The sequence below is a fragment of the Blautia sp. MB18-30 genome, from assembly GCF_023669475.1.
In the GTDB taxonomy this organism is placed as follows: domain Bacteria; phylum Bacillota; class Clostridia; order Lachnospirales; family Lachnospiraceae; genus Blautia_A; species Blautia_A fusiformis.
The window spans coordinates 18,109-34,436 of record NZ_JAMOYY010000005.1 but is presented as its reverse complement, the minus strand read 5'-3'; the positions used below and the strand labels follow the sequence as shown (position 1 = coordinate 34,436).

Genomic DNA, 16,328 nt, shown 5'->3' with positions numbered 1-16,328 from the left:
AGGAGGAAAAGAAAATGGGAAAAATGATATATCTGGACAATGCGGCTACCACAAAGACCGCACCGGAAGTTGTGGAGGCTATGCTGCCGTATTTTACAGAGTTTTATGGAAATGCTTCAACCGTTTATGATTTTGCGGCAAACAGCAAGGCTGCCATCGCAAAGGCAAGACAGCAGATCGCAGATGTGATCGGAGCCAAAAAAGAGGAGATCTATTTTACAGCAGGTGGTTCCGAGTCTGATAACTGGGCTCTGAAAGCGACCTTTGAGGCATATAAAAATAAAGGAAACCATATCATCACAACAAAGATCGAGCATCATGCCATCCTTCATACCTGCGAGTACCTTGAAAAAGAGCGTGGTGCCAAGGTCACATACCTGGATGTAGATGAGAATGGTTTCATTGACCTGGATGAGCTTCAGAAAGCCATTACACCGGAGACCATCCTGATCTCTGTTATGGCTGCAAACAATGAGATTGGTACTCTTGAGCCGCTGAAAGAGATCGGACAGATTGCACATGAGCATGGAATCCTGTTCCATACAGACGCTGTTCAGGCATTCGGCCAGATCCCGATCAATGTAGATGAGTTCAATATTGATATGCTCAGCTCCAGCGGACATAAGATCAACGGACCGAAGGGAATCGGCTTCCTCTATATCCGTAAGGGTGTTAAGATCCGCTCCTTCGTACATGGCGGAGCACAGGAGAGAAAACGTCGTGCAGGTACAGAGAACGTTCCTGGTATCGTAGGATACGGTCTTGCAGCAGAGCGTGCAAACAAGTCCATGAAAGAGCGTACTGCAAAAGAAATCGAGATCAGAGATCATATGATCAGCAGGATCCTCACAGAGATCCCGTACGTACGTCTCAATGGAGATAAAGTAAAACGTCTTCCGAACAACGTAAATGTAAGCATCCAGTTCATCGAGGGAGAGTCACTTCTTCTGATGCTTGATAATTTCGGAATCTGTGCATCCAGCGGTTCCGCATGTACATCCGGTTCTCTGGATCCGTCACACGTTCTGTTAGCTATCGGTCTTCCTCATGAGATCGCACACGGATCTCTCCGTATGACCTTAAGCGAGGAGACAACTATGGAGGATGTTGATTTTGTAGTAGATAAGCTGAAAGATATTACTGCAAACTTAAGAAGCATGTCTCCATTATATGAAGATTTTATTAAAAAGCAGAAAAAATAATAAAAATACTTGCCAGGAGGAAAAAATAATGTATAGTGAAAAAGTAATGGATCATTTTCAGCATCCACGTAATGTCGGTGAGATCGAGAACGCAAGTGGCGTGGGTACTGTAGGAAATGCAAAATGCGGTGATATTATGAGAATATTCCTTGATATCGATGACGAAACTCATATTATCAAAGACTGCAAATTTAAAACATTTGGATGCGGTGCAGCAGTTGCAACAAGCAGCATGGCAACAGAACTTGTAATGGGCAAGACCATTGAGGAAGCTATGGAAGTAACCAACAAGGCCGTTATGGAGGCTCTGGACGGACTTCCGCCGGTAAAGATCCACTGTTCCCTGCTTGCTGAGGAAGCAATTCATGCAGCTCTCTGGGATTATGCAGAGAAACATCACATTAAGATCGAGGGTCTTTCCAAACCGAAGTCTGATATCCACGAGGGTGAAGAGGATACAGAAGAGGAGTATTGATTCCTTTTATTTACGATCATAACCGGGGCATGAGCAAGCTTCAGTTGAACAGAACCGTAAGCCATTGAAAGGACAGGTAAGTAAGAAGCATGACAGGACTTACGAACGAAGAAGTTCAGGAAAGAATTGCGCAGGGCCAGGTAAATAATAACGAAAACCCCAACACCAGGACATATAAGCAGATCATTCTGGAGAATACGTTGACATTCTTCAATTTTCTGAACCTGGTGCTGCTGGTTCTCGTACTGCTGGTTGGTTCCTACAAAAACTCCATGTTTGTAGGAATCATTTTTATTAATACCGTGATCGGGATCATTCAGGAGGTCCGTGCCAAGAAGACGATTGACAAGCTGGCCATCCTGACAGAATCCAAGACGGTTGTTCTGCGTGAAGGAAAAAAATGGAAAATTTCTACAGAGAAGCTGGTTGTCGATGATCTGATATTCCTGAAGGCCGGAGAACAGGTTCCGGCAGATGCGAAGATCCTGGAGGGAAGCCTTGAGGTCAATGAATCTCTGCTTACCGGTGAGGCAGACAATCTTCCGAAGAATCCGGGAGATGAACTTTTTTCCGGAAGCTTTGTGACGGCGGGACAGGCCTGCTGCCAGATCATCCATGTGGGAAGTGACAACTATGCGTCAAGGATCACCAGCGAGGCAAAGGAATTCAAACGCCATAATTCAGAGCTTAGAAATTCCCTGAATGCCATTCTGAAGGTGATCAGTATCATTATCGTACCAATGGGTGCGATGCTTTTTTATAAACAGTATTATTTTGTGGGAGACAATATCCGGGATTCTGTTGTCAATATGGTTGCAGCGGTCCTGGGAATGATCCCGGAGGGACTGGTCCTTCTTACCAGTGTGGCACTGACTCTGGGTGCGCTGAAGCTTGCCCAGAAGAAGACGCTGGTGCAGGAGCTGTACTGTATAGAAACTCTTGCACGCGTGGATACGCTCTGCCTGGATAAGACAGGAACTATCACAGAGGGTACCATGTGTGTGGAGGCGGTGGAGAGCTATCCGCCGGTGTATGATGAGATTTCAGAGAAAATATCCGGGAAAGATCCTGAATCCGGCGGAGGTGACAGCGATGGAACTGAAAGTTCTTCGACTTTTGTAGTTTCAGCAACAGATGCGATCGCAAAGGAGGATGGAAGCGCGAATCTCGTATTACAGGAAAAGTCAGAAGCTGACCCGGAGAAACATAGTCAGGAAGATCCGGAGAAGATCCGGGAGATTGAGCATATCATGGGAAATCTGCTTTCTGTGCTGAAGGATCAGAATGCCACTGCCGATGCACTCAGGGCGAGATTTAAAGTATCTCAGGATATGGAGCTGGATCATGTGATCCCGTTTTCTTCTGACAGGAAGTACAGCGGAGCTGCATTTACAGATACAGGTACTTATCTGATGGGTGCAGCGCAGTTTCTTTTTCCGGAAGGGAACCCGGAGCTGATGGAGTATTGTGGCAGATTTGCAGAGGAAGGTCTTCGTGTGCTGGTTCTTGCCCATAGTGTAAATGTGAGTGAGGGAGCGGAGCTTCCGGAGGGACTGGAACCTGTCGGACTTTTGCTTATTACCGATGTGATCCGTGCAGAGGCACCGGATACGCTGGCATATTTCGAAAGTCAGGGTGTTGATCTGAAAGTAATCTCCGGTGATGATCCGGTGACGGTTTCTGCAATTGCCAGACGTGCAGGCCTTAAAAATGCAGAGCATTATATAGATGCGACAACGATCACAACTCAGGAACAGATGGACGAGGCAGTTGCAGAATATAGTGTGTTCGGGCGTGTAACACCTCAGCAGAAACAGGCAATGGTGAAGTCTTTGCAGGCTCAGAAGCATACGGTTGCCATGACTGGTGATGGTGTCAATGATGTTCTGGCGCTTAAAGAGGCGGACTGCAGTATTGCCATGGCTGAGGGCAGTGATGCGGCCAAGAATATTGCCAATGTGGTATTGCTGGATTCTAATTTTGCAGCAATGCCGGAAATTGTGAATCAGGGACGCCGGGTTGTAAATAATATCCGCACTGCGGCATCTATGTTTCTGATCAAAACGATTTTTTCCGTGCTGCTGTCACTGATCACGATCTTCTTCGGGGATTCCTATCCCTTTGAGCCGATCCAGATGTCTCTGATCAGTGCCTGCGCTGTTGGTATTCCTACATTCCTTCTGGCACAGGAGAATAATTATGAGAAGATCGACCATACATTTTTGCGTCATGTATTTATGAATGCATTTCCGGCTGCTGTGACCATCACGGGCTGTGTGTTCAGTGTGATGCTGGTATGCCAGAATGTATACCATTCCAATGCTATGCTGAATACAGCCTGTGTGCTTGTAACAGGATGGAATTATATGGCGGCACTTAAGACAGTTTACGCACCTCTGAATAAGTATCGAAAGGTGATCATTTACAGTATGCAGGTGATCTTTTTCGGTGCGGCGGTGGTTCTGCAGAATCTTCTGACACTGGGATCGCTGGAATTCGGAATGATCATTCTGGTGTTCCTTCTGATGACATTTTCTCCGATCCTGATCGATGTGATCACGGCCTGGCTCAGAAATATTTACAGCCGTTCGCTGGATAGTGGGGAACAGGGGAAATTTGCTGCATTTATTGATAAGCTGAGAAAATAATAATATGAGAAATAAAAAAGGACACTGCCCGTTGAAAATGGCAGTGTCCTTTTTTTGCAAATAAACTGTGAAGCAGTTATCCAGTTATCCGGTGCAGAGCTGTGTAGAGAATGCAGATTGTGGATATCCGCCTGACAAAGCTATTATTTTGTGTGCATAAGCCAGATAAATCCGAAGGCCGGGATCTCTACAGCCTGTGCGTCTCTCTGAACTCCTGTGAGAAGATCTGTGTAGGTACCGTCCTGTTCGTTGATCCAGGCTACCTTATCCTGGTCGCTGAAGTTGTAGATGCAGATCAGCTTTTCTTCAGAAGTTTCTCTTACCAGGGCAAGGAGAGCTTTTTCCCAGGTTTCCAGTGTATGTGCAGAAACTTCAGGTGCAAATACCGGATGGCTGGCACGGATGGATTCCAGCTGCTCAAGGCTGTTGAAAATGCGTCCCTGGATCGTTTCGGCATCGGCTCTGTTCCGGGCAAGTGCCCAGTTGAAACGTCCATTGTGGAGCCAGCGAGGATCAGCTGCTTTGGAAATGTCGGCTTTATAGGTGTAGTCATTCAGCTGTCCGACCTCGTCACCGCTTCGAAGTACCGGAATTCCGGGGAGGGAAAGAAGCAATGCATGAAGTGCTACGTCATAGCGGATTCCCCGGCTGACACCCTCCATATTTCCTTCATAATCAAAACGCTCGATTCCTGCAAGAGATGCGGTTGTTCCGCAGAGCTCCGATTCCTCGGTTTCCGGATTTACATAAATTTCACCCCGGGCAAAGGAGTCAGGGAAAATACCTGCCAGGAATTCATTCAGATAATCTCTGTGAGGCCCTTCTGTGATAAAGCTTCCTTTCAGGAAATCATAGTCCAGATTCCAGCGTACCGTGTTGCGGTTACGGAGGTAATTCTGGAATACCGGTGCCTGCGGAAGGTCTGCAGCTCTGTCGATTCCCCGGCGGAGAAGGGCAGTGTCCTTTGTGGCAACGGTATGCCAGAGATCGGACATCAGCTGTGTGCTGTTTACAATGTGAAGTTCCGGCATATCGGAAGTTCCGCCGAATGCAGCAGCCTCTGCAGGTGGGCGGTCTGTTTCGCCAAGGAGAAGAATTCCGGGGCATACGATCTCACACACCATTCGGGTCATACGCAGCAGAGAGTGAAGCTTCCAGAGATTTTCTTCCGGTATCATCGGAAGGACACCAAGGCTGAATATAGAAGCACCTTCATTTGCAAGCTCCAGGATCTGAAGAAGCATTGCATTGAAATAAGCCGGAGTCTGGAGCACACATGGCGCACCGGACTGTGGGTCATCCACAGAAAGACTTAACGGGATCTCAAGAGCCAGGCGGATACCTGCTTTCCTACAGTTAGCTGCAAGTGTGTACAGATCTTCGGAGGTTCCGATCTCCGGGATAATGCGAAGGGAGCAATTGGAGGTTGCCTGGAAAAGATCTGTCAGGTACAGAGTGTCTGCATTACATTCGCTGATATAGTCCAGTTTATTAGATAGACCGGAAAGAGTATCTGCGAAGTCAGCAGGATTTACAGCCATTCCGGTGAAAGTAGTCTTACGGAACCAGTCAGGATCTGCAGCGCAGTTCTGGTCGGCTTCCTTCATGGAAAGAGGACGCTCACGGTAGATTTCTTTCATCTTTTTTGTGAGGCTTGAGAATGTGCCGGTAACTTCCGGGTGATCGCGGAACAGTTCGCAGTAAAGCCATTTCAGATCATTGTAGTAGTATTTCAGACGTTTCTCGTAGAGGGCATCGTAAGCTGTGTCCTCCTTGGAAGTTTCGACTTTCAGAGGCTCAATCTTGGAAGTAGTAACTTTCGCCGGTTCAGTCTTTGAGGTCTCAACCTTGATCGGCTCGGTCTTGGAAGTCTCGACTTTGATCGGCTCAGTCTTGGAAGTCTCAACCTTGATCGGCTCAGTCTTGGAAGTCTCGACCTTGATCGGTTCGGTCTTGGAAGTCTCGACCTTGATCGGCTCAGTCTTGGAAGTCTCGACCTTGATCGGCTCGGTCTTGGAAGTCTCGACTTTGATCGGCTCGGTCTTGGAAGTCTCGACTTTGATCGGTTCAGTTTTGGAAGTTTCGACTTTAAGCGTTTCCTTCTTTACGGTTTCAAGTTTTTTCACTTCGGCTTTAGCATTTTCAACAGATTTGGCAGCATTGGAACTGGTGCCGGCAGCAGAGGTATTTTTTTTCAGCTGCTTTTCTTTTTTTGCCTGCATGGCAGCTTTCTTTTTCTGGAGTCTTTTTGTTGACATATAGAGTTCCTCCTTAGATAAAATGATATTTTCGGTATAAAAATGTAAACTCTCTCACCGGAGAGAGAAACAGAGCTACAGCTTATGAAAAACAGGACGGCGGTTTTTAAATACAGCATAATAGGAAAAACCACATTCACGGAGAACATCAGCCGCCTTGTCAAAAGCATAGCCGATCTTATCCGGAGTATGGGCATCTGCACCGATGGTGATGATCTCACCGCCAAGCTCACGGTAACGTCGGATAATATTGACACAGGGATTCGGTTCACCAAGCCCGTAGTGATAACCGCCTGTGTTCAGCTCGATTCCCACATTTTTGCGGATCAATGTCCGCAGGATCTCGTCCAGGATCTCCTTATATCGTCCGTAAGAATACTGACGGTTCTGATTTGGACCATAACGTACTACATAGTCGATATGTCCGTACACATCCATCTCGTCAAAAGCAGCGATATTTTCCAGGATGGATTCAAAATATTCCATGTAGCATGCGGATTCCTTACGGCCCTCAAAATAAGAAGGATAATAAGGATCGTATCCGTGCACCACATGGGAGGAACCAATAACGAAATCAAAGGGAACTTCTTTCAGAAGATCGGAAAAAGATTCTGCAAGCTGAGGCTGAAGTCCAAGCTCGATCCCGAAGTTAACCTGGATCTGGTCTTTAAAAGCATCCGCAAGACTCTCAAGTTTCTGGCGGTATGCAGGGATGTTCAGGGAAAAATCAAGATTTTCCGGAGTATCGGGATAATCCGGATCAAAATGTTCAGTAAAACAGATTCCCGTGAGACCCTGGTCTGCGGCAGTCTGGATCATTTCTTCCATCGGTGTATCGGAATCTGCGGAAAAAGAGGAGTGCATATGGCAGTCCCATAAAATTTTCTGGTCCATTTTGTACCTCCATATTCAAGCCTTTATATTCTGTGACAATGATCGTATCTGCCTGCTATGAATCCGGGAAAGTCAAACTCCCAGCGGGAATATAGATATCCGTTTTGGGAATCAGCAGGACAGAACTTTCTATCAGAGAATTATAGCACATTTTTCAGAAATTTTCTTAATATTTATTTTAATGTTCTTTTTTATAAATAGCTCTTGAATTTTTGTTTGGAATTAGGTACAATATGAAACAGGTTGATGTTTCTTTAACAAAGGAACGATTTAAATCACCATTCAATTCATAGGAGGAATTTATCATGGCAGTAAAAGTTGCAATTAATGGTTTTGGACGTATCGGTCGTCTTGCATTCCGTCAGATGTTTGGAGCAGAAGGATTTGAGATCGTAGCAATCAACGATCTTACATCTCCTAAGATGCTTGCTCACTTATTAAAATATGATTCTACACAGGGAAGATATGCTCTTGCTGATAAAGTAACAGCAGGCGAGGATTCCATCACAGTAGACGGAAAAGAGATCAAAATCTATGCTAAGGCTAACGCTGCAGAGCTTCCATGGGGAGAGATCGGTGTAGACGTAGTTCTTGAGTGCACAGGTTTCTACACATCCAAAGACAAAGCTCAGGCTCATATCGATGCAGGTGCTAAGCACGTAGTTATTTCCGCTCCGGCTGGAAACGACCTTAAGACAATCGTTTACAACGTAAACCATCAGGGTCTTACAAACGAGGACAAGATCATCTCCGCAGCTTCCTGTACAACAAACTGCCTTGCACCAATGGCTAAGGCTCTTAACGATCTTGCACCGATCAAATCCGGTATCATGTGCACAATCCACGCTTACACAGGCGATCAGATGACACTTGACGGACCGCAGAGAAAAGGCGATCTGAGAAGATCCCGTGCAGCTGCAGTTAACATCGTTCCGAACAGCACAGGTGCTGCTAAAGCTATCGGACTTGTTATCCCAGAGCTTAACGGCAAACTTATCGGTTCTGCACAGCGTGTACCTACCCCAACAGGTTCTACAACAATCCTTACAGCAGTAGTTGAAGGAAACGTTACTAAAGAGCAGATCAACGCAGCTATGAAAGCAGCTTCCAATGAGTCCTTCGGATACAACGAGGATGAGATCGTATCCAGCGATATCGTTGGTATGAGATTTGGTTCCCTCTTCGATGCTACTCAGACAATGGTACTTCCACTTGAGAATGGCACAACAGAGGTTCAGGTAGTTTCCTGGTATGACAACGAGAACTCCTACACAAGCCAGATGGTTCGTACAATCAAGCACTTCGGAAAACTTCTGAACGCTTAATTTTCTGCGAACGGGTGTAGAAGAATAGACTCAGAAAGGGTCCGGTCTGAAGAGGACCGGGCCCTTTTTTTCCAAAAGACCAAACAAAAAAATGTCTGAGGAATGACTGTTAACAGAGCGGACAACAATACCGCTCGCCCTTATTCATCTGCTTTTGCAGAAATAAAAGTTAAGGAGATATAGAGATGCTGAACAAAAAAAGTGTTGACGATATCAATGTAAAAGGACAGAAAGTACTTGTAAGATGCGACTTCAATGTTCCGCTTCAGGATGGAAAGATCACAGATGAGAACCGTCTTGTAGCTGCTCTTCCTACAATCAAGAAACTGATCGCAGACGGCGGAAAGGTTATCCTTTGCTCCCACCTTGGAAAACCGAAGGGAGAGCCGAAACCGGAGCTTTCTCTTGCACCTGTAGCAGTTCGTCTTTCTGAGCTTCTTGGCCAGGAAGTAAAATTTGCAGCAGATCCTGAGGTAGTAGGACCGAACGCAAAAGCTGCTGTAGCAGAGATGAAAGATGGCGATGTAGTTCTTCTTGAGAACACACGTTATCGTGCAGAAGAGACAAAGAACGAAGACAAGTTCAGCGAAGATCTTGCTTCCCTCTGTGATGTATTTGTAAATGATGCATTCGGAACTGCTCACAGAGCTCACTGCTCTAACGTAGGTGTTACCAAATATGTAAAAACAGCAGTTGTAGGATATCTGATGCAGAAAGAGATCGATTTCCTTGGAAACGCTGTAAACAATCCGGAGAGACCATTCGTAGCAATTCTTGGCGGTGCTAAGGTTTCCAGCAAGATCTCTGTAATCAACAACCTTCTTGACAAGGTAGATACACTGATCATCGGTGGTGGTATGTCCTATACATTCTCCAAGGCTATGGGCGGACATATCGGAACATCCCTCTGCGAGGATGATTACCTTCAGTATGCTCTTGACATGATGAAGAAAGCAGAGGAGAAGGGCGTGAAGCTTCTTCTTCCTGTAGATAACAGAATCGGTGATAACTTCTCCAATGACTGCAATATCCAGGTTGTAAAACGTGGTGAGATTCCGGACGGATGGGAAGGAATGGATATCGGACCGGAGACTGAGAAGCTTTTTGCAGACGCTGTAAAAGATGCCAAGACTGTTGTATGGAACGGACCGATGGGATGCTTCGAGATGCCGAACTTCGCTCATGGTACAGAAGCAGTTGCCAAAGCTCTTGCTGAGACAGATGCAACAACCATCATCGGTGGTGGTGATTCCGCAGCAGCTGTAAATATCCTTGGATATGGCGACAAGATGACACACATCTCCACAGGTGGCGGTGCTTCTCTTGAGTTCCTTGAGGGCAAAGAGCTTCCGGGCGTAGCAGCAGCTAACGATAAAGACTGATAAAAAATAAAGTGTTCCAAGAACACAAAAAAGGAGATAAAAACAATGGCAAGAAAGAAAATTATTGCTGGAAACTGGAAAATGAACATGACACCAAGCGAGGCTGTAAAGCTTGTTGAGACTTTAAAACCGCTTGTTGTTAACGATGAAGTTGACGTAGTATTCTGCGTACCGGCTATCGACATCATCCCTGTTGTTGAGGCAGCTAAAGGTTCTAACATCCAGGTTGGTGCTGAGAACATGTACTTCGAGGAGAAAGGCGCTTACACAGGTGAGATCGCTCCGGCTATGCTCGTAGATGCAGGCGTTAAGTACGTTGTACTTGGACACTCCGAGAGAAGAGAGTACTTCGGTGAGACAAACGAGGACGTTAACAAAAAAATGCTCAAAGCTTTCGAGCATGGCATCACACCGATCATGTGCTGTGGTGAGACACTTACTCAGAGAGAGCAGGGCGTAACAATGGACTTCATCCGTCAGCAGGTTAAGGTTGGATTCCAGGGTGTTACAGCTGATCAGGCTAAGACAGCAGTTATCGCTTACGAGCCGATCTGGGCTATCGGAACAGGTAAGACAGCTACAACAGAGCAGGCTCAGGAAGTTTGCGCTGATATCCGTAAATGCATCGCTGAGATCTATGATGATGCTACAGCAGCAGAGATCCGTATCCAGTACGGCGGATCTGTAAACGCTGCAACAGCTCCTGACTTATTCGCTCAGGCTGACATCGATGGCGGTCTTGTAGGCGGCGCTTCCCTGAAACCAGATTTCGGAAAGATCGTAAACTACAAATAAGATTCACTTAAAAAGGGGCTTCGGCCCCTTTTTTTATATCTTTAAAAAAAAAAACCAGAAAAACTCTCCCTGACACGGATAGCACAGCCAACAAAAAAGCTGCATCTGATCACAGTCAGAGAGAGTTTTTCTTATCTTCAGAGTAAGGATTGTTTTTCTCTGAAGCTTTTTCTGTATGTTCGTTCCTTTCGTCAGGCTCGGGAACGTGTTCCACAATGTCCTCGATCTTGCAGTGGAGAATGGAACACAGCCTGTCTATGGTATAAATTTCAACATTTTTATTTTTTCGAAGTCTGTCCAGAAGTGAACGGGTGATCTGGTAATGTTCATAAAGATCATACTGAGTGATTCCACGCTCCTTCATCGTGACCCAAAATCTGTCATATTTTATCATATATATATCCTGTCCGATTCATCCTTGAATTAATCTTATTATGAAGGTAAAATTGGAATCACAACAGTGTCCTTATATCGACACTACAGAAAGGAGAAGCAATGAGGAAGTTTTTTAAAATCTTAATTTCAGTGGTGATCACACTGTATTTTTCAGCTACCATGTTCTACTGCTTTGTGGCAGGAACACCGGATGACGGAAAAGGGGCAGTGATCTATATGATGTCAGCAGCAGGCCTGTCGATACTGTTTCCGGCTTTTACCTGCGGCTGCATTCATTACATCCTTTATCTCAGAAAAAAAATGGATGAAAGGAGCAAATGATCAGGATTTATGGTATGATAACAATAAATATCTGGCAGGGTATGTCGTTTCAGAAAACGGTTATCTGATAACGGCAGAAACGCATCAGATGGCTGTGCTGTGATGCAGCCGTTACGTATTATAATAGAAAGAAAGCCTGCAGCTGTGCGTAAGACGCTTATATGATCATTTGCGGAGGATTTTATGGGGAATATTCTGGATTATCTTGACTGGAGAGGAGATCTTACCTTTGAGCAGTCACCCTTTAATGAAGTTGACAATCTGATACTGGCGTGTTTTTCCTATCTTGATCTGGATGAGATGGCAGAAGTAAAAAACGGAAATACTCTTTCTGTAGAAGAACTCTTTGCGGCTTTTTCCAGACAGGAAATGAAGAAGGATCTGAAAGCAGAAAGTGCATTTCTGCAGAATACACCGGTGCTCCTTGAAAAAATGGCCTGTGCGGAGAGATTCCGGAAATGTACAGTAGGGGGCTTTGTCAATGAAATCATTTCCAGTCAGGCTCAGCAGTTTGCGGCAGTGACTATAGGACTGGATGATGGAACCACATATATTTCATTTCGTGGAACCGATGATACCATTGTGGGATGGAAGGAGGATTTTAACTTAAGCAACGGAGTTGTTCCTTCGCACAGAAAAGCGTTGGAATATCTGGAAACGCATGGAACTTATATACAGTCCATGCTGCGGATCGGCGGTCATTCCAAAGGAGGAAATCTGGCTATGTATGCAGCGATGCAGTGCAGTGACATCCTGCAGGAAAAGCTTCTTTCTGTCTATGATAATGATGGCCCGGGTTTTCCAGAAGGATTTTTCAGTCCCGGAAGAGTGGAAAGCGTTTTGCCAAAAGTCACCCGTATCATTCCCGAGGCATCTGTGATCGGTATGCTGCTCAGCCATCAGAAAGATCCGCGGATCGTAGCCAGTACACAGAAGGGAATCCTGCAGCATGATGCTTTTACCTGGGAGGTAATGGGGTCATCCTTTATAGAGAAAGAAAGTTTGACAAGAAGAGCTGCGGCGTCAAATCGAAGTCTTCATAAATGGATCGACCATATGGATAAAAAGCAGAGAGAGCATCTCATCGGGGAACTCTTTTCTGTGTTGGAAGCAACCGGAGCAGATACCATTTCCCAAATCCAGGAAGGTGGTCTGAAAAGTCTGGCTGCCATGGTGCGCCAGCTGGATAAACTGGAACCACAGTCAAAAGCTATGGTGCAGGAACTGATCACCGGACTTTTTGGCAGCTGGCTGGAATTGCTTCCTCTGCCGGAACTTGACAAAAAGCGTTTTCTGCCATAACATAGGAGTTACTCTGATAAAAATTGGAAAAAACGGAAAGGGGACATCAGAAAATGAACGAAAAAGTCGTAAATGCGGCCCTTCTTGGTCTCGGAACAGTAGGAACCGGTGTATATAAAGTGATCAAAAGCCAGGAGCAGGAAATGACAGCCAAGCTTGGATGCCAGGTAAAGATCACAAAGATCCTGGTGCGTAACCTTGAGAAAGCGTCCGGGAAGGTAGACGATCCTTCTGTTCTTACAACAGACTGGGCAGATATTGAGGGAGATCCTTCCATTGATATTGTGATCGAGCTGATCGGCGGGATCGAGCCGGCACGTACTTATATCCTTGCAGCACTGAAAGCCGGCAAGAACGTTGTAACTGCAAACAAGGATCTGATCGCAGTCCACGGAAAAGAGATCCTGGAAACTGCCAGGGCAGCGCAGAAGGATTTTCTGTTTGAGGCAGCAGTTGCCGGAGGAATCCCGATCATCAGCCCGTTGAAGAACAGTCTTGAGGCCAACCATGTAACGGAAGTTATGGGAATCGTAAACGGAACTACGAACTTTATCCTTACCAAGATGTCCCAGGAGGGAATGGAATTTTCAGATGCTCTTGCTCTTGCTACAGAACTTGGATATGCAGAGGCAGATCCTACTGCAGATATCGAGGGAATTGATGCTGGAAGAAAGGTTGCCATCCTTGCATCAGTTGCCTTTAATTCCAGAGTTACCCTTGATAATGTTCATATAGAAGGAATCACAAAGATCACGGCAAAGGATATCCGTTACGCAAAAGAAATGGGCTGCGAGATCAAGCTTCTGGGTGTTGCACGCTGTCAGGAGGACGGCGTTGAGGCCTATGTCTGCCCGATGCTGATCCCGGCAGAGCATCCCCTTGCATCCGTCAATGATTCTTATAATGCGGTTTTTGTACACGGAGATGCAGTAGGAGATACCATGTTCTACGGACGTGGAGCAGGTGAGCTTCCTACAGCAAGTGCGGTTGCCGGTGATGTATTTGAGGTAGTCCGTAATATGAAGGCAGATTGCTGCGGAAGAGTAGGCTGCACCTGCTATAAGACACTTCCGGTAAAAAATATGGCAGATACCCATAACCGTTATTTCCTCCGCCTGCAGGTAGAGGACCGCTGCGGTGTGCTGGCTGAAATCCTGGAGCATTTTGCAAAATATCAGGCAAGCGTGGCACAGATCATGCAGAAAGAAAGCAAGAGACCGGATACCGCAGAGGTTGTTGTGATCACCAAACTTGTAAGCGAGGGCGCTTTCTTTAAGGTTAAGGAAGAACTGGAAAACAGCGCATCTGTAAGAAAGATTTCTTCTATGATCCGTGTATACCAGAAATAATATCTTTCGCGTAAATTTACAGATCAGCCGTATCAGTTGTCGGGAAATTGAAAACAGACAAATTTTTGTCAAAGAAAACGTTGCAAAATTTCTGGATTTTGGTACTATATAAAATGGAAAACAAAAGAATCCTGAATGGTACAGAGGGTTTCAGAATCAGTGAAGAGCTGTGCCGGACAGATTTTCGATCAAAGATAAGAAGGGGAAAATTATGAGCAAAAAACCAACAGTTTTAATGATCCTTGATGGATACGGACTCAATGACAGACATGACGGAAATGCTGTATATGAGGCAAAAACACCGGTTATGGACGGACTCATGAAAGATTATCCATTTGTAAAAGGCAATGCCAGCGGTCTTGCGGTAGGTCTTCCGGACGGACAGATGGGTAACTCCGAGGTTGGTCATATGAACATGGGCGCAGGCCGTATCGTATACCAGGAGCTTACAAGGATCACAAAAGAGATCCAGGACGGCGATTTCTTCAAGAATGAGGCACTTCTTACTGCTATGAAGAATGCAAAAGACAACGATTCCGCGATCCATTTTATGGGACTTCTTTCTGACGGTGGAGTACACAGCCACAATACACATCTCTACGGACTTCTTGAGATGGCAAAGAGAGAGGGACTCAAGAAAGTTTACGTACACTGCTTCCTGGATGGACGTGACACACCGCCTGCATCCGGTAAAGAGTTTGTAGAGCAGCTGGAAGCTAAAATGAAAGAGATCGGCGTTGGTGAGATCGGTGTGATCTCCGGACGTTATTATGCAATGGATCGTGATAACCGCTGGGATCGTGTTGAGCTTGCATATAAAGCTCTTACACAGGGCGAAGGCGTAAAGGGAACAGATGCTGCAGCAGCAGTTCAGGCTTCCTATGATGATGACAAGACAGATGAATTTGTGCTTCCGACTGTTATCGAGAAGGACGGCAAACCGGTTGCAACTATTTCCGATAAGGATTCCGTTGTATTCTTCAACTTCCGTCCGGACCGTGCAAGAGAGATCACAAGAGCTTTCTGTGATGACGATTTTAAGGGCTTTGAGAGAGCAAAGAGACTGGATACCACATTCGTATGCTTCACAGAGTATGATGATACCATCCAGAATAAGCTGGTAGCATTCCACAAGGTTCTTCTTCACAATACCTTCGGTGAGTACCTTGCAGCTCACGATATGACACAGGCACGTATCGCCGAGACAGAGAAATATGCACATGTTACATTCTTCTTCAACGGTGGTGTTGAGGAGCCAAACAAAGGAGAGGACAGAATCCTTGTAAAATCCCCGAAGGTTCCGACCTACGATATGCAGCCGGAGATGAGTGCACCGGAGGTTTGTGAAAAGCTTGTAGAGGCGATCAAATCTGACAAATATGATGTGATCATCATCAACTTTGCGAACCCGGATATGGTTGGCCATACAGGTGTTGAGGCAGCTGCGATCAAGGCTGTTGAGACTGTTGATGCGTGTGTTGGTAAGGCTGTAGAGGCAATCAAAGAGGTTGACGGACAGCTCTTTATCTGCGCTGACCATGGTAACGCAGAGCAGCTTGTAAATTATGAAACAGGTGAGCCATGGACAGCTCATACAACTAATCCGGTACCGTTTATCCTTGTAAACGCAGATCCGAAATACACACTTCGTGAGAACGGATGTCTTGCAGATATCGTTCCGACTCTGATCCAGCTTATGGGTATGGAGCAGCCGAAGGAAATGACAGGAGAGTCTCTTCTTGTTGAGAAATAAATAAGATTCACGGAATCCCGGCAGATTTTTACGGATCTGCCGGGATTTTTTCATCCGATTGTTTCTGTTTTCACACATGAAAAAAAATTTCAAAATCATCTTGTAAAATCATTCCATTTCAACTATAATCCCTCTGATACATAAAAACAGGTAACTTTTGAGCAACTGTAAAGTTACAGAAAGAATAATAAAAAGAATAACAAAAAGCAGCACAAAGTTTAGGAACGA

Annotated in this window: 13 protein-coding genes; 10 read left to right on the top strand and 3 right to left on the bottom strand. The window is 45.6% G+C overall.

Annotated features, from left to right (window positions below; translation table 11 throughout):
* The first annotated feature begins 14 nt into the window (after positions 1–14).
* The 3 genes from nifS (at position 15) to NCY57_RS03505 (ending at position 4,325) form a co-directional block, all read left to right on the top strand.
* Positions 15–1,202 (top strand): cysteine desulfurase NifS, encoded by a 1,188-nt coding sequence (gene nifS / locus NCY57_RS03515; protein ID WP_021650819.1) that lies wholly within the window; start codon positions 15–17, stop codon positions 1,200–1,202.
* Positions 1,203–1,230: 28 nt separating this feature from the next.
* Entirely contained in the window at positions 1,231–1,677 is a 447-nt protein-coding gene (gene nifU, locus NCY57_RS03510; protein ID WP_015526995.1) for a Fe-S cluster assembly scaffold protein NifU, read from the top strand.
* 89 nt (positions 1,678–1,766) lie between these two features.
* Positions 1,767–4,325, top strand: a complete 2,559-nt coding sequence (locus NCY57_RS03505) for an HAD-IC family P-type ATPase (protein ID WP_173739617.1) — start codon at positions 1,767–1,769, stop codon at positions 4,323–4,325.
* Between the two features lie 143 nt (positions 4,326–4,468).
* Here the strand turns inward: NCY57_RS03505 and NCY57_RS03500 are convergent, their stop codons facing one another.
* Together NCY57_RS03500 and NCY57_RS03495 are read right to left on the bottom strand one after the other, a co-directional pair.
* Positions 4,469–6,583, bottom strand: coding sequence for a hypothetical protein (locus NCY57_RS03500; protein ID WP_173739616.1), 2,115 nt, complete (start codon positions 6,581–6,583; stop codon positions 4,469–4,471).
* Positions 6,584–6,658: 75 nt separating this feature from the next.
* Entirely contained in the window at positions 6,659–7,477 is an 819-nt protein-coding gene (locus NCY57_RS03495) for a histidinol-phosphatase HisJ family protein (RefSeq protein ID WP_022426901.1), read from the bottom strand.
* 305 nt (positions 7,478–7,782) lie between these two features.
* Between NCY57_RS03495 and gap the strand changes: the two genes are divergently transcribed.
* The 3 genes from gap (at position 7,783) to tpiA (ending at position 10,979) form a co-directional block, all read left to right on the top strand.
* Positions 7,783–8,802: a type I glyceraldehyde-3-phosphate dehydrogenase gene (gap, locus tag NCY57_RS03490; RefSeq protein WP_021652276.1), complete on the top strand. Its 1,020-nt coding sequence runs from the start codon at positions 7,783–7,785 to the stop codon at positions 8,800–8,802.
* Between the two features lie 185 nt (positions 8,803–8,987).
* On the top strand, positions 8,988–10,184 hold the full coding sequence (locus NCY57_RS03485) for a phosphoglycerate kinase (RefSeq protein WP_015527000.1): 1,197 nt from the start codon (positions 8,988–8,990) through the stop codon (positions 10,182–10,184).
* A 45-nt stretch (positions 10,185–10,229) separates the two neighbouring features.
* Positions 10,230–10,979 (top strand): triose-phosphate isomerase, encoded by a 750-nt coding sequence (gene tpiA, locus NCY57_RS03480; protein ID WP_021977259.1) that lies wholly within the window; start codon positions 10,230–10,232, stop codon positions 10,977–10,979.
* 115 nt (positions 10,980–11,094) lie between these two features.
* Here tpiA and NCY57_RS03475 read toward each other — a convergent pair whose 3' ends face one another.
* A complete protein-coding gene (locus tag NCY57_RS03475; protein ID WP_059085363.1) occupies positions 11,095–11,373 on the bottom strand; it encodes a helix-turn-helix domain-containing protein in 279 nt (92 codons plus the stop codon).
* Between the two features lie 101 nt (positions 11,374–11,474).
* Here NCY57_RS03475 and NCY57_RS03470 point away from each other — a divergent pair, with 101 nt between their 5' ends.
* The 4 genes from NCY57_RS03470 (at position 11,475) to gpmI (ending at position 16,100) form a co-directional block, all read left to right on the top strand.
* Complete coding sequence (locus NCY57_RS03470) at positions 11,475–11,696, top strand: hypothetical protein (RefSeq protein ID WP_021652279.1); 222 nt, start codon at positions 11,475–11,477, stop codon at positions 11,694–11,696.
* Between the two features lie 183 nt (positions 11,697–11,879).
* Entirely contained in the window at positions 11,880–12,998 is a 1,119-nt protein-coding gene (locus NCY57_RS03465) for an Mbeg1-like protein (RefSeq protein WP_059085364.1), read from the top strand.
* A 53-nt stretch (positions 12,999–13,051) separates the two neighbouring features.
* A complete protein-coding gene (locus NCY57_RS03460; RefSeq protein ID WP_021652282.1) occupies positions 13,052–14,347 on the top strand; it encodes a homoserine dehydrogenase in 1,296 nt (431 codons plus the stop codon).
* A 211-nt stretch (positions 14,348–14,558) separates the two neighbouring features.
* Positions 14,559–16,100 carry a 2,3-bisphosphoglycerate-independent phosphoglycerate mutase gene (gene gpmI / locus NCY57_RS03455; RefSeq protein ID WP_059085365.1) on the top strand — a complete coding sequence of 514 codons (1,542 nt, stop codon included), beginning with the start codon at positions 14,559–14,561 and terminating at the stop codon, positions 16,098–16,100.
* The last annotated feature ends 228 nt before the right edge of the window (positions 16,101–16,328 follow it).